The sequence below is a fragment of the Nocardioides sp. 31GB23 genome (genome assembly GCF_040012395.1).
Taxonomy (GTDB): domain Bacteria; phylum Actinomycetota; class Actinomycetes; order Propionibacteriales; family Nocardioidaceae; genus Nocardioides; species Nocardioides salarius.
Window position 1 is genome coordinate 17,461 of the sequence record NZ_JBDYKJ010000002.1, and the last position, 14,403, is coordinate 31,863.

Here is a 14,403-nt window from a genome sequence, read left to right on the forward strand (position 1 = left end):
AGCGGCGTGGCAGAGGACCGCGTCGCGGCGCTCGTCGCCGGCATCCGCGAGGGGCGCCGGGCGGCGGTGTCGCAGGCCATCACCCTGGTGGAGTCCTCGCGCCCGCAGCACCGGCTGCAGGCGCGCGAGCTGCTCACCGCCCTGGCCGAGGAGTCGGGGGGCGGCGACGTGGTGCGGGTGGGGATCTCGGGCGTGCCCGGGGTCGGCAAGTCCACCTTCATCGAGGCGCTCGGCACCCGGCTCACCGCGGCCGGGCACCGAGTGGGCGTGCTGGCCGTCGACCCCTCCAGCGTGCGCACCGGTGGCTCGGTGCTGGGCGACAAGACCCGGATGGGCCGCCTGGCCACCGACCCCGACGCGTTCATCCGTCCCTCGCCCTCGGCCGGCACCCTGGGCGGCGTCGCCCGTGCCACCGTGCAGGCGATGGCGGTGCTCGAGGCCGCCGGCTACGACGTCGTGCTCGTCGAGACCGTCGGCGTCGGCCAGTCCGAGGTCACCGTGGCCGGCATGGTCGACACCTTCCTGTTCCTCACCCTGGCCCGCACCGGCGACCAGCTGCAGGGCATCAAGAAGGGCATCCTCGAGATCGCCGACGTGATCGCGGTCAACAAGGCCGACGGCGACCGCGCCCAGGAGGCGCGCGCCGCGGCCCGCGACCTGGCCGGCGCGCTGCGGATGGTGCGCGGCAAGGGGGAGTGGGCCCCGCCGGTGGTGACCTGCTCGGCGCTGGAGGACGTCGGCGTCGACGACCTGTGGGAGCGGGTGCTGGCCCACCGCGACCACCTCGGCGACGAGGGCCTGCTCGCCAAGCGCGCCGAGCAGCAGCTCGACTTCACCTGGGCGATGGTGCGCGACGAGCTCGACCAGCGACTGCGCCTCTCGCCGGGGGTGCGCGGGGTGCGCGACGAGGTCCGGGCCGCGGTGCTCGCCGGCGAGCTGCCCGCCACGGTCGCGGCCGACCGGCTGCTCGCGGCGTACGACGCCGACCCGAGGTAGCGCAACCCCGGTTCACCACTACTGGGCATGCCCAGGCGCCCGCCGAGGTCCACCATCGAGTCGACCTTGAGCGTGGAGGGCCCCCCTCCACCCGACAGTGGAGGAACCCCATGCACCGTCTCGTCTCGGCCCTCGTGCTCGTCCCGGCGCTCGGCGCGCTGGCCACCGGCCCCCTGCTCGTCCCCGCCGCGACCGCGGCCGCTGACGGCCAGGCTCAGGGGGGTCGTCCACGTCTCCCAGAACTTCGCCGGGCTGCTGACCCGTCAGTCGCCGGGCGGCAAGCAGCGGGTGATCGCCTCGGCCGCCCGCGGCGGCGAGGTCGGGGCCGTCTCGGTGCGCCGCGGCGTCGTGACGTACGCCGTCTCGCGCGGAGAGAACGAGGTCGGCAAGGTCCGCCAGGTCCGGCGCGACGGCACCGACCGCGGGCTCGCCGACCTCGGCAGGCACGAGCGCCGCCACAACCCCGACGGGGCGACGACCTACGGCTTCGAGGGCCTGGGCGAGAAGTGCGAGTCCCGGCTGCCCGACGACCTGCTCCCGGCGACGTACGACGGCCGCGTCGAGACCCACCCCTTCGCGACGACCAGCGTGGGCGAGACGGTGTACGTCGCCGACGCGGGCGCCAACGCCGTGCTGGCGATCGACGGTGACGGCGACGTCTCCACCGTGGCGGTCGTGCCCCCGGCGGTGGCGAAGGTGACCAAGAAGGTCGCCCGCGCCACGGGCCTGCCGGGCTGCACGGTCGGCTCGCGCTACCGCTTCGAGTCGGTGCCCACCGACGTGGAGGTCGGCCCCGGCGGCCAGCTCTACGTGACCTCGCTGCCCGGTGGCCCCGAGGACGGCAGCGTCGGGCGCCTGGGCTCGGTGCACCGCGTCGACCCCGCCACCGGCACGACCACCCGGGTCGTGCGCGGCCTGCTGAGCGCGACCGGGCTGGCCGTGGCCGACGACGGCGACCTCTACGTCGCCGAGCTCTTCGGCGGTCGCATCGTGCGGGTCCCGGCCGGCACGGCGAGACCGACCACGCTGCGCCGCGTGAGCATGCCCGGTGACCTCGAGATCGCCGGCGGCCGGCTGTGGGCGACCACCGACGTGCTGGTCGGCACCGCTCCCGGGCAGCGCCCCGGTGGCACGGTGCGCAGCTTCCCGCTGCCCTAGCGGCGGGCCAGCGGCGGGCCAGCAGCGGGGCGGTCGGGCGCGGCGCACTAACCTGGGCCCGATGTCCAGCGACGCACGCCCCGACGCCCGGCTCCGCGACCTCGTCCGCGACGAGGTGGAGTCGGGTGCCGAGGCGCTCTCGCTGCTGCGCCGCGACCTGCACGCCCACCCCGAGCTGTCGTGGCAGGAGACCCGCACCACCGCGGTGGTCGCCGAGCGGCTCGAGGCCCTGGGCTGGCGCATCGAGCGGCTGGCCGGCTCGGGCCTGGTCGCCGACCTGGGGGAGCCGGGCGCGCGCCCGGTCGTGGGGCTGCGCGCCGACATCGACGCGCTGCCGGTGCAGGAGACCACCGGCGACCCGTGGAGCAGCACCGTGCCCGGTGTGGCCCACGCCTGCGGCCACGACGTGCACACCACGGCCCTGGTCGGCGCCGCGGGCGCGATCGCGCGCGCCCACGCGGAGGGGTTGCTGACCGGGCGGGTGCGGCTGTTCTTCCAGCCGGCCGAGGAGGTGATGCCCGGGGGCGCCCTGCGCCTGATCGGGCTCGGCCTGCTCGACGGGGTCGACCGCGTCTTCGCGCTGCACTGCGACCCCGGCGTCGACGTGGGCCAGGTGGGCCTGCGCCTGGGCCCGATGACCAGCGCGGCCGACCAGGTCGACGTGCGCTTCGAGGGCGCGGGCGGGCACACCTCGCGGCCCCACCTGACCGCCGACCTGACCTTCGCGCTGGCCAAGGTCACCACCGAGCTGCCCGCGATCCTCTCGCGCCGCTTCGACCCCCGCTCCGGCGTCTCGGTCGTGTGGGGCCGCATCGAGGCCGGCAGCGCCCCCAACGTGATCCCCGAGCGGGGCCTGCTGTCGGGCACGGTGCGCATCCTCGACGCCGCTGCCTGGGCCGACGCCGAGAAGATGGTGCGCGAGATGGTGCACGAGATCGTGCGCCCCTACGGCGTCACCGCCCACGTCGACTACGTGCGCGGGGTCCCGCCGGTGGTCAACGAGGCGGTCTCCCACAAGTTGCTCGGCGACGCCGTGGCCTCCGTGCTCGGCCCCGACGGCCGGGTCCTGGCCCCGCAGAGCCTCGGGGGCGAGGACTTCGGCTGGTACGTCGACGAGGTGCCCGGCGCGATGATGCGCCTGGGCACCCGCACGCCCGGGGGTGCGACGTACGACCTGCACCAGGGTGACCTGCGCGTCGACGAGCGCGCCATCACCATCGGCGCGCGGCTGCTCGCCGAGGTGGCGCTGCGCGCGCAGACGGTGGGCAAGCGCGGTTCTCGACAAGGCTGAGGCGTCGGTCTTGGCGGAGGTTGGCGTGGCTGCGGGGTCCTTGGTCACCGCCAGGTAACAACAGGGACAAGAACGGCCGTTCGCCACCCCCGCGCGGGTGCGTGCGTCCTAGGGTGACCCGATGTGCCCCCTGGCGTGAGGGGGCGGCGTGATCAACCCTTCAGGAGGATGCCGTGAAGAAGACGGCCCGTTTTGCCGCGGTGGCGATGGTTGCCGCACTTGCCCTGTCCGCGTGCGGTTCCGACGACACCGAGTCGTCGACCGGCACCGACGGCGGCGACGCCCCCAGCAGCGACGTCAAGGTCGGCATGGCCTACGACGTCGGTGGTCGTGGCGACCAGTCCTTCAACGACTCCGCCGCCGCCGGTCTCGACCAGGCGATGGAGGAGTTCGGCATGGAGTCGCAGGAGTCCGAGGCCGAGGACGGCGAGGCCGAGGCGGCCCGCGAGGAGCGCCTGCGCACCTTCGCCGACGCCGGCTACGACCCGATCATCGCCGTGGGCTTCGCCTACGGTCCCTCGGTGGGCAAGGTGTCCGAGGAGTACCCCGACGTGCACTTCGCCATCATCGACGACTCCAGCGTCGAGGCCGACAACGTCGCCAGCCTGGTCTTCGCCGAGGAGCAGGGCTCCTTCCTCGTCGGTGCCGCCGCCGCCCTCGAGAGCGAGACCGACCAGGTCGGCTTCATCGGTGGCGTCGAGACCCCGCTCATCCAGAAGTTCGAGGCCGGCTACGTGGCCGGTGCCGAGGCCGTCAACCCCGACATCCAGGTCGACGTCACCTACCTGACCCAGGCCCCCGACTTCTCGGGCTTCGCCGACCCGGCCAAGGGCAAGACCGCCGCCCAGGGCATGTTCGACAACGGTGCCGACGTGGTCTACCACGCCGCCGGTGGTTCCGGCGGCGGTGTCTTCGAGGCCGCGTCGCAGTCCGACAACTGGGCCATCGGCGTCGACTCCGACCAGTACGAGACCGCTGACTCCTCGGTGCAGGACGCGATCCTGACCTCGATGCTCAAGAACGTGAACGTCGCTGTCTTCGAGTACCTCTCCGAGGTCAACGACGGCACCTTCCCGGCCGGCATCACCACCTACGACCTCGCGGTCGACGGTGTGGGCTACTCCACCAGCGGTGGCTTCGTGGACGAGTACACCGACCAGCTCGACGAGTTCAAGCAGCAGATCATCGACGGCGAGATCACGGTCTCCACGACCCCGTGACCTGCGCCTGACCCGTTCGGACGACGACGGGGTCACGGGCCCGCCTACCGCGGGCCTGTGGCCCCGTCGTCGCGCGGCGGCTAGCGTCACCCCGAGCCCGACCATCCCGAAAGGGGACCGCGTGTCCGAGACCGCACCCGCCCCGGCGTCCTCCGCGCCTGCCGTCCGCCTGCGCGGCATCGGCAAGCGCTTCCCGGGCGTGATCGCCAACGACGACATCAACATCGACGTTGAGCCGGGCACCATCCACGCCGTCGTCGGCGAGAACGGCGCCGGCAAGTCGACGCTGATGAAGATCCTGTACGGCGTGCAGGCGCCGGACTCGGGGACCATCGAGATCAACGGCCGCCCGGTGTCCCTGGGCTCGCCCGCCGACGCCATCGGGCACGGCGTCGGGATGGTCTTCCAGCACTTCATGCTGGCCGACAACTTCACCGTGCTCGAGAACGTCGTGCTGGGCGCCGAGAAGCTGCACGGCATCGGTGCTGCGGCCAGGGCCGAGATCATGCGCATCTCCGACGCCTACGGCCTCGACATCGAGCCCGACCGCCTCGTCGAGGACCTCGGCGTCGGCGCTCGCCAGCGCGTGGAGATCCTCAAGGTCCTCTACCGGGGCGCGCGCATCATCATCCTCGACGAGCCGACGGCGGTGCTGGTGCCGCAGGAGGTCGACGAGCTGTTCGACAACCTGCGCGAGCTCAAGGCCGAGGGGCTGGCCGTCATCTTCATCTCCCACAAGCTCGACGAGGTGCTGGCGGTCGCCGACACCATCACCGTCGTGCGCCGTGGCACCACGGTCGCCACCGTGTCCCCCGACGAGGTCGACTCGCGCCAGCTCGCCGAGCTGATGGTCGGCTCCGAGCTGCCGAGCCCCTCGACGGAGTCCTCGACGGTCACCGACACCGTCACCCTCTCCGTGCGCGGGCTGCGGCTGCGTGGCGAGGGCCGCCCGCTCCTCGACGACGTGGGCTTCGAGATCCACGCGGGCGAGGTGCTGGGGATCGCCGGTGTCGAGGGCAACGGCCAGGCCGAGCTGGTCGAGGCCATCATGGGCATGCGCCCGGCCGCCACCGGCGCCGTCGAGCTCGCCGGCCGCGACCTGACCAAGACCTCCACCCGCCAGCGGCGCGAGGCCGGCATCGGCTACGTGCCCGAGGACCGGCACCGCCACGGGCTGCTGCTCGACTCCCCGCTGTGGGAGAACCGGGTGCTGGGCCACCAGTCGCGCGAGCCCGTGGTGCGCCGCGGCCTCATCGACCGGCGCGCCGCGCGTGCGGACACCCAGCGCATCATCGAGCAGTACGACGTGCGCACGCCCGGCACCGACGTGCTCGCGGGAGCGCTGTCCGGCGGCAACCAGCAGAAGCTGATCGTGGGCCGCGAGATGAGCGGCGACCCGATCCTGCTCATCGCCGCCCACCCCACCCGTGGTGTCGACGTCGGCGCCCAGGCCGGCATCTGGGACCACATCCGCGACGCGCGCCGCGCCGGGCTCGCGGTGCTGCTGATCTCCGCCGACCTCGACGAGCTGATCGGCCTCTCCGACCGCATCGAGGTCATCCTCCGGGGCCGCCTCGTCGGCTCCTTCGACCCCAGCCAGGTCACTCCCGAGCAGCTCGGCTCGGCGATGACCGGCGCAGGAGGTGCCGCATGAGCGGCCTGTCGCCCCGTCTGACCCGGCTGCTCCTGGGGCTCAGCGCCCCGGTGCTGGCCCTCCTGGCGGCGTTCGCCATCACCAGCCTGGTGCTCATCGTGGCCGGCGACCCGGTGGGCGGGGTCTGGGGCGAGATCCTCACCCTCCCCGAGACGCGCAACCTGGCCAACATCCTCAACAACGCCACGGTGCTCTACCTCTCCGGGCTCGCGGTGGCGGTCGGCTTCCGGATGAACCTGTTCAACATCGGTGTCGACGGCCAGTACCGCGTGGCCGCCTTCGTGGCGGCCGTCGTGGCCGGCGAGGGCTGGCTGCCGGGCGCGGCCAACATCGTGCTGGCGATCGCCGCGGCGATGCTGGCCGGCGCCGCGTGGGCGGGCATCGCCGGCGTGCTGCGCGCCAGCCGTGGCGTCAGCGAGGTGATCGCCACGATCATGCTGAACTTCATCGCCACCGGCCTGGTCGCCTTCTTCCTGCGCAAGGTCGCGGTGCGCGAGGCCGGCAGCAACACGATCGGCACCAAGGAGATCCCCGAGGGCAGCCGCATCCCCGGCTTCGAGATCGGCGACGGCTCGACCACCGAGGTCTACGGCTTCATCTTCATCGCCGCGCTGGCCGGCTTCGCCTACTGGTTCGTGCTCAACCGCACCCGCTTCGGCTTCGAGCTGCGCGCCACCGGCGCGTCGACGACCGCCGCGGTGGCCAGCGGCATCAACGTCAAGCGGATGACCATCACCGCGATGCTCATCTCCGGTGGGCTGGCCGGCCTGGTCGGGCTGCCGATCCTCTTCGGCGACGCCTACGCCTACGGCTCGACCTTCCAGAGCGGCCTGGGCTTCGCGGGCATCGCGATCGCGCTGCTGGGCCGCAACAACCCGATCGGCATCGCCGTCGGTGCGCTGCTCTTCGCGTTCCTCGACGAGCAGTCCAACGCCCTGCAGATCCTGGTCGGGGTCTCGCCCGACATCGTGGCCATCACCCAGGGCGTCATCGTGCTGACCGTGGTGATCTCCTACGAGGTGGTGCGCCGCTACGGCGTCCGTCTCGAGCAGCAGCGCGTCGCCGGCGCGCTCGAGCAGGAGCACCGTTCCGCCGCCGAGCAGGAGACCTCCGCATGAGCACCACCACGTCCCCTCGTCCGGGCACTCCCGCGAAGCCCACCAAGCGGCGCCTGCCGCGCTGGTGGTGGCTCGGCGCCATGCTCGGCGTGCTCTTCGTCGTCTCGGTGCTCGAGGTGGTCACCGGCGCCGACGACCTGGCCTCCTCCGGCACTGTGCGCGCCACCCTGATCGCCCTGGTGCCGATCATGCTGGCCGGTCTCGGCGGCCTGTGGTCGGAGCGCGCGGGCATCGTCAACATCGGCCTCGAGGGCATGATGATCCTGGGCACCTACGGCGCCGGCTTCTTCGGCTACCACTACGGCGCCTGGGCCGGCATCGCCGGCGCCCTGCTGATGGGCGCCCTCGGCGGCCTGGTGCACGCCATCGCCACCGTCGTCTTCGGCGTCGACCACATCATCTCGGGCGTGGCGATCAACATCATCGCGCTCGGTGCGGTGCAGTACCTGGCCTCCCTGACCTTCGCCGGGCTGCCGGGCGGCGGGTCGACGCAGTCGCCGAAGCTCGAGAACGTGCCATCGGTGACGATCGGGCCGCTCAGCGACGCGCTGGGCGACCTCGAGGGCCAGGACATCTTCTTCCTCTCCCAGCTGGCCGCGGTGCTGCGCGCCATGGTCACCAACCTCTCGCTCTTCGTGCTGCTGGCCTTCGCGCTGCTCCTGCTGACCTACGTCGTGCTGTGGCGCACCACCTTCGGCCTGCGGCTGCGCTCGGTGGGCGAGAGCCCCTCGGCCGCGGAGTCGCTCGGCGTCGCGGTGCTGCGCTACAAGTTCAGCGCCGTGCTGGTCTCGGGCGCGATGGCCGGCCTGGCCGGTGGCTTCCTGGCGATGGTCGCCTCCTCCAACTACCGCGACGGGCAGACCGGTGGTCGTGGCTACATCGGCCTGGCGGCGATGATCTTCGGCAACTGGCGCCCCACCGGCCTGCTGGCCGGCTCCGGGCTCTTCGGCTACACCGAGAGCGTCGGGCTGCGCCAGGGCGGCACCTCGGTGCACGCGCTGCTGCTCGGCGTCGGGGTGCTCGCGATGGGCCTGGCCGCCTACCAGCTCTACCGGCGCAACGTGACCCAGGCCAGCGTCATCCTGGGCATCGGTGCGCTGGTGATGGTCGTCTGGGCCTCCATCGACACCGTGCCGGGCGACTTCACCAGCATCACGCCCTACGTGATCACGCTGCTGGTCCTGGCCTTCGCCTCGCAACGACTACGGATGCCCGCCGCCGACGGACAGATCTACCGCAAGGGGAGCGCGGGCTAGTGGGCACGAGCGACGACTTCGACTGGGCGGCCCTGCAGGGGGCGGCGACCGAGGCCATGCGCCACGCCTACGCGCCGTACTCGCGCTACCGCGTCGGGGCGGCCGCGCGCGTCGACGACGGGCGGCTGGTCACCGGCTGCAACGTCGAGAACGCGGCGTACGGCGTCGCGCTGTGCGCCGAGTGCGGCCTGGTCAGCCAGCTGCACCTGACCGGCGGCGGCCGGCTGACGCACTTCGTGTGCGTCGACGGCGAGGGCGCGGTGATCATGCCGTGCGGGCGCTGCCGCCAGCTGCTGTGGGAGAACGGCGGGCCCGACCTCGAGCTGATGACCGTCTCCGGGCTCCGATCGATGAAGGAGGTCCTGCCCGATGCGTTCGGTCCCGACGACCTCGCTTGACCTGACCGACCCGGCCGTCGCCGCCGACCCCTACCCCTTCTTCGCCGAGGAGCGCGCGCAGCACCCCGTCGCCTGGCACGAGGGCACCGGACGCTGGCTGACCTTCGCGCACGCGAGCGTGGGTGCGGTCCAGCGCGACCGGCGACTGGGCCGGCTCTGGACAGACAAGGAGCCCGCCTCCTACCTCGAGCCGTTCAACCTGCTGCACCGCAACCAGATGATGGAGAACGAGCCGCCCGAGCACACCCGGCTGCGCCGCCCGGTGGCCTCGGCCTTCAGCCGCGGCCACGTGGAGCGGCTGCGCCCGCGGGTCCGCGAGATCGCCGCCGGCCTGCTCGCCGAGGTGGGCCACGACGACTTCGACGTGGTCGGCGCCTACGCCGAGCCGCTGCCGGTGCTGGTGATCGCCGAGCTGCTGGGCGTGCCCCGCAGCCACGTCGACGACCTGCGCGACTGGTCGCAGGCGATCGTGCGGATGTACGAGGTGGCGCCGTCGGCCGAGGTGGTCGACGACGCGGTGCAGGCCTCGGTCGACTTCGCCTCCCTGGTGCGCGACCTGGTCGCCGTACGCCGCCGCGTGCCGGCCGACGACCTGGTCACCGACCTCGCGGCCACCGACCTCAGCGACGACGAGGTGGTCGCGGCGGTCGTGCTCCTGCTCAACGCCGGTCACGAGGCCTCGGTGAACGTCTTCGGCAACGGGCTGGTCGCGATGCTGCGCCGCGGGCTGCGTCCCGGCGCCGACGTGGCGGCCTGCGTCGAGGAGATGCTGCGCTTCGACTCGGCCCTGCAGCTCTTCGAGCGCACCGCCACCGAGCCGGTCGAGATCGGCAGCGGCGCGCAGGCGGTGGTGGTCGAGCCCGGCCAGCGCATCGCCGCCCTGCTGGGCGCCGCCAACCGCGACCCGGCGGTCTTCGAGCAGCCCGACGAGTTCCGCGTCGACCGCGAGCGCAACCCGCACCTGGCCTTCGGGGTCGGCGTGCACTTCTGCCTCGGTGCGCCGCTGGCTCGCATGGAGCTCGCCGAGTCGCTGGCGGTGCTCTTCGAGCGTCTGCCGGGCCTGTCGCTGGCGGGAGAGCCCGAGAGCCGGGGCACCTTCGTGCTGCGCGGGTTCCGTAGGGTGCCCGTGGCAGCACGGTGAGGGAGAGGAACCCCATGAGCAAGCACGACGCGGTCGAGGTCATCCAGGCCAAGCGCGACGGCCACGGCCTGAGCGACAGCCAGATCGACTGGGTGGTCGACGCCTACACCCGCGGCGAGGTCGCCGACGAGCAGATGTCGGCGCTGGCCATGGCGATCCTGCTGCGCGGCATGGACCGTGGCGAGATCAGCCGGTGGACCCGCGCGATGATCGCCTCGGGCGAGCGCATGGACTTCTCGTCCCTCTCCCGGCCCACCGCCGACAAGCACTCGACCGGCGGCGTGGGCGACAAGATCACCCTGCCGCTGGCGCCGCTCGTCGCGGCCTGCGGCGTGGCGGTGCCCCAGCTCTCGGGGCGCGGCCTGGGCCACACCGGCGGCACCCTCGACAAGCTCGAGGCCATCCCCGGCTGGCAGGCCGACCTGTCCAACGCCGCGATGCTCGAGCAGCTCGAGGAGATCGGGGCCGTCATCTGCGCCGCCGGCTCCGAGCTGGCCCCGGCCGACAAGAAGCTCTACGCGCTGCGCGACGTCACCGGCACCGTCGAGGCGATCCCGCTGATCGCCTCCTCGATCATGAGCAAGAAGATCGCCGAGGGCACCGGCGCGCTGGTCCTCGACGTCAAGGTCGGCACCGGCGCGTTCATGAAGTCCCTCGAGGACGCCCGCGAGCTGGCCGAGACCATGGTGGCGCTGGGCAACGACGCCGGGGTCACCACCGTCGCGCTGCTCACCGACATGTCCACCCCGCTGGGCCTGACCGCCGGCAACGCGATCGAGGTCGCCGAGTCGGTCGACGTGCTCGCCGGCGGTGGCCCCGCCGACGTGGTCGAGCTGACCGTGGCCCTGGCCCGCGAGATGCTGACCGCCGCCGGCGTCACCGACGTCGACCCCGCCGACAAGCTCGCCGACGGCTCGGCGATGGACGCCTGGAAGGCGATGATCCGCGCCCAGGGCGGCGACCCCGACGCCGAGCTGCCCCGCGCCGAGGAGGAGCACGTCGTCGAGGCGCCCGCCAGCGGCGTGCTGACCCGTCTCGACGCGATGGCCGTGGGCATGGCCGCCTGGCGCCTGGGCGCCGGCCGCGCCCGCAAGGAGGACCCGGTGCAGGCCGGGGCCGGTGTCGTGTGGCACGCCCGCCCGGGCGACGAGGTCACCGCCGGCCAGCCGCTCTTCACGCTGCTCACCGACGAGCCCGCACGCTTCGAGCGCGCGCTGGCCTCGCTCGAGGACGGCTACGACATCAGCGACATCAGCGACGCGGGAAGTGACTTCACCCCCGACCCGCTGGTGATCGACCGCATCGGCTGAGCGGGCAAACCGTGGACGAGCAGCCGTGAACGAGAAGGGCGCCGTCGCCCTGGTGTTCGGCTCCTCGGCGGCCGTGCTGGTCGTCGAGCTGGTGGCGCTGCGGCTGCTGGCGCCGTACCTGGGGCTGACGCTCGAGACCAGCACCCTGGTCATCGGGCTGGCGCTCTCGGCGATCGCGCTCGGCTCCTGGGCCGGCGGCCGGGCCGCCGACCGGGTGCCGCCGCGGCGCACCCTGGGGCCGCTGCTCGGCATCTCCGGGGTGGTCGTGGCGCTGACGCCCCTGCTGGTGCGCGGGGGCGCCGAGACCGGGGCCGGCACCCTGGTCGTGCCGGCCGCGATCGTCACGATCGTGGTGCCCGGAGCGTTGCTCTCGGCGATCACGCCGATGGTCACCAAGCTGCAGCTCACCAGCCTCGAGGAGACCGGCACCGTGGTCGGCCGGCTCTCCGGCATCGCCACCGCCGGCTCGATCGCGGGCACCGTGGTCACCGGCTTCTTCCTGGTCTCGCTGGTGCCGGTCAGCGCCATCCTCGTCGCCCTGGGCGTCACCCTCGTGCTCTGCGGGGTGCTGGTCGACTGGCGGGTGCGCGGCTGGCGCACCGTGGCCGCGCCGGTGGCCCTGCTGGTGCTCGGTGGCCTGGGGGCGGCCGCCGCGCCCGGGGGGTGCGACGTCGAGACGACCTACCACTGCGCGGTGGTGCAGCAGGACCCCGAGCGCGACGGCGGGCTGGTGCTGGTCCTCGACGGCGTGCGGCACTCCTACGTCGACCCCGGCGACCCGACCCACCTCGAGTTCGCCTACGTGCGCGCGGCGGCGGCCGCGATCGACTCGGTGCGACCGGCCGGCGAGCCGCTGGAGGCCTACCACCTGGGCGGCGGCGGGCTGACCCTGCCGCGGTGGCTCGAGGCGACCCGCCCCGGCACCCGCAGCCTGGTCTCCGAGATCGACCAGGGCGTCGTCGACCTCGACGTCGAGCGGCTCGGGCTCGAGACCGGCCCCGACCTCGAGGTGCGCGTCGAGGACGGCCGGCTGGGGATCGAGCGCCTCGACGACGCGGCGTACGACGTGGTGGTGGGCGACGCCTTCGGCGGGCTGAGCGTGCCCTGGCACCTGACCACGCTGGAGGCGGTGCGCGAGGTGCGGCGCGTGCTGGTCGACGACGGGGCCTACGTGCAGAACCTCATCGACCGCGGCCCGCTGGCCTTCGCTCGCGCCGAGCTGGCCACGCTCGACGCGGTCTTCCAGCACGTCGCCCTCCTGGCCGACCCCGCCACCCTCGCCCGCGAGGACGGCGGCAACCTGGTCGCCCTGGCCTCGCCCGCACCGCTCGACCTCGAGCAGGTGCAGGTCGGCCTCGACGAGCGCGGCACCGGCTGGGGCCTGCTCACCGGCGCGGACCTGCGGGAGTGGGTCGACGGGGCCGAGGTGCTCACCGACGACCACGCGCCGGTCGACCAGCTGCTGACGCCGTACGGCTGAGATCGCCAGGCCTGACAGCATGGGGCCCATGACCTCCCGTGTGCTGCTCGCGACGTTCTGCCTGATGCCCGAGGGGGAGCCCGGCGGCTCGCTGCTCGTCGACGCCCTCGCCGAGCGCGGCGTCGAGGCCGCCTGGGCGACCTGGGACGACCCGGCGGTCGACTGGGCCGGCGCCGACCTGGTCGCGGTCCGGTCGACCTGGGACTACCAGCGCCGGCTGCCGGCGTGGCGCGACTGGGTACGCCGGGTGGAGGCCTCGACGGGCCTGCTCAACGGGGGTGAGGTGTTCGACTGGAACACCGACAAGGCCTACCTCGAGACCCTCGGCGAGCACGTGCCGGTGGTGCCCTCCGAGCTCGTCGACGACGAGGACCTGGTCGGGGGGCTGGGCCGCGCCCTGGGCCGCTGGGGGAGCGTGGTGGTCAAGCCGCGCATCGGCGCCGGCGGCGTGGGCGTCGTGGTCGTCGACTCGGTGGAGGACGACCGGCTGGTCGGGCTGACCCCGGGGCCGTGGCTGGCGCAGCCGCTCGTGGAGTCGGTGCGCACCCGCGGCGAGACCTCCGTGGTGGTGCTCGACGGGGTGGCGCACACGCAGGTCGACAAGGTCCCCGGCGCGGGGGAGGTGCGGGTGCACACCGAGCACGGCGGGCGCAGCACCCTGGTCGAGGTCGACCCCGAGGCGGAGCGGCTGGCGCTCGACGCCGTGCGCGCGGCCGAGGCGCTGCTCGAGCAGCGCCTCGACTACGCACGCGTCGACATGATGGAGCTCGACGGCCGGCTCGCGGTCAGCGAGCTCGAGCTCATCGAGCCCGGTCTCTACCTCGACCTGGCGCCCGGATCGGCCGGCCCCTTCGCCGACCTGGTGGTCGACCGGCTGGGCTGAAGATCAGTCGGTGAGCAGCAGCACGACCGACTCGGCGACGCAGGCCGGCTTGTCGGCGCCCTCGATCTCGACGGTGTAGCGCACGGTGGCCTGCTTGCCGGCCGGGATGTCGGTGACCTCGCCGAGGGTGACCGTGGCGCGGATCCGGCTGCCGACGAGCACCGGGTTGGGGAAGCGCACCTTGTTGACGCCGTAGTTGAGCTTGGCGCCGGGGGTGTCGAAGCTGAAGACCTTGCTGCCCAGCCACGGCACCAGCGACAGCGTCAGGTAGCCGTGGGCGATGGTGCCGCCGAAGGGGCCCTCCTTCGCGCGGTCCACGTCGACGTGGATCCACTGGTGGTCACCGGTGGCGTCGGCGAAGGTGTCGACCCGCTGCTGGTCGATCTCGACCCACTCGCTGGTGCCGAGCTCCTGGCCGGCGGCCTCGGAGACCTCGTCGAGGGAGGTGAACACGCGCATGGACTGCTCCTGTCTGGGGGGTGCCCGGTGGTGGGGTGC

Annotated in this window: 13 protein-coding genes; 12 read left to right on the forward strand and 1 reads right to left on the reverse strand. The window is 73.3% G+C overall.

Annotated features, from left to right (window positions below):
• Window positions 1-6: 6 nt before the first annotated feature.
• The 12 genes from meaB to ABKW28_RS00765 all read left to right on the forward strand — a co-directional run bounded on the left by meaB (window position 7) and on the right by ABKW28_RS00765 (window position 13,905).
• Complete coding sequence (meaB, locus tag ABKW28_RS00710) at window positions 7-996, forward strand: methylmalonyl Co-A mutase-associated GTPase MeaB (RefSeq protein WP_193667054.1); 990 nt, start codon at window positions 7-9, stop codon at window positions 994-996.
• A 27-nt stretch (window positions 997-1,023) separates the two neighbouring features.
• Entirely contained in the window at window positions 1,024-2,154 is a 1,131-nt protein-coding gene (locus ABKW28_RS00715; protein ID WP_348605642.1) for a ScyD/ScyE family protein, read from the forward strand.
• A gap of 61 nt (window positions 2,155-2,215) precedes the next feature.
• Window positions 2,216-3,445, forward strand: coding sequence for an amidohydrolase (locus ABKW28_RS00720; protein ID WP_193667056.1), 1,230 nt, complete (start codon window positions 2,216-2,218; stop codon window positions 3,443-3,445).
• A 173-nt stretch (window positions 3,446-3,618) separates the two neighbouring features.
• Window positions 3,619-4,665, forward strand: coding sequence for a BMP family ABC transporter substrate-binding protein (locus ABKW28_RS00725; protein WP_193667057.1), 1,047 nt, complete (start codon window positions 3,619-3,621; stop codon window positions 4,663-4,665).
• Between the two features lie 121 nt (window positions 4,666-4,786).
• Window positions 4,787-6,319 carry an ABC transporter ATP-binding protein gene (locus ABKW28_RS00730; protein WP_193667058.1) on the forward strand — a complete coding sequence of 511 codons (1,533 nt, stop codon included), beginning with the start codon at window positions 4,787-4,789 and terminating at the stop codon, window positions 6,317-6,319.
• Window positions 6,316-7,437, forward strand: a complete 1,122-nt coding sequence (locus tag ABKW28_RS00735; protein ID WP_193667059.1) for an ABC transporter permease — start codon at window positions 6,316-6,318, stop codon at window positions 7,435-7,437. Before ABKW28_RS00730 ends, ABKW28_RS00735 begins: the two co-directional genes overlap by 4 nt.
• Window positions 7,434-8,693 (forward strand): ABC transporter permease, encoded by a 1,260-nt coding sequence (locus tag ABKW28_RS00740; protein ID WP_193667060.1) that lies wholly within the window; start codon window positions 7,434-7,436, stop codon window positions 8,691-8,693. Before ABKW28_RS00735 ends, ABKW28_RS00740 begins: the two co-directional genes overlap by 4 nt.
• Window positions 8,693-9,091, forward strand: coding sequence for a cytidine deaminase (locus tag ABKW28_RS00745; RefSeq protein ID WP_307823048.1), 399 nt, complete (start codon window positions 8,693-8,695; stop codon window positions 9,089-9,091). Before ABKW28_RS00740 ends, ABKW28_RS00745 begins: the two co-directional genes overlap by 1 nt.
• Window positions 9,063-10,232 (forward strand): cytochrome P450, encoded by a 1,170-nt coding sequence (locus ABKW28_RS00750; protein ID WP_193667061.1) that lies wholly within the window; start codon window positions 9,063-9,065, stop codon window positions 10,230-10,232. Before ABKW28_RS00745 ends, ABKW28_RS00750 begins: the two co-directional genes overlap by 29 nt.
• 14 nt (window positions 10,233-10,246) lie before the next feature.
• On the forward strand, window positions 10,247-11,542 hold the full coding sequence (locus tag ABKW28_RS00755; RefSeq protein WP_348605644.1) for a thymidine phosphorylase: 1,296 nt from the start codon (window positions 10,247-10,249) through the stop codon (window positions 11,540-11,542).
• 25 nt (window positions 11,543-11,567) lie between these two features.
• Window positions 11,568-13,022 carry a fused MFS/spermidine synthase gene (locus tag ABKW28_RS00760; protein ID WP_348605646.1) on the forward strand — a complete coding sequence of 485 codons (1,455 nt, stop codon included), beginning with the start codon at window positions 11,568-11,570 and terminating at the stop codon, window positions 13,020-13,022.
• A gap of 28 nt (window positions 13,023-13,050) precedes the next feature.
• The gene (locus ABKW28_RS00765; RefSeq protein ID WP_348605648.1) at window positions 13,051-13,905 is read left to right on the forward strand and encodes a hypothetical protein; all 855 of its coding nucleotides are present in this window, start codon (window positions 13,051-13,053) and stop codon (window positions 13,903-13,905) included.
• 3 nt (window positions 13,906-13,908) lie between these two features.
• Here the strand turns inward: ABKW28_RS00765 and ABKW28_RS00770 are convergent, their stop codons facing one another.
• Window positions 13,909-14,364 carry a MaoC family dehydratase gene (locus tag ABKW28_RS00770; protein WP_193667064.1) on the reverse strand — a complete coding sequence of 152 codons (456 nt, stop codon included), beginning with the start codon at window positions 14,362-14,364 and terminating at the stop codon, window positions 13,909-13,911.
• Between the last annotated feature and the right edge of the window lie 39 nt (window positions 14,365-14,403).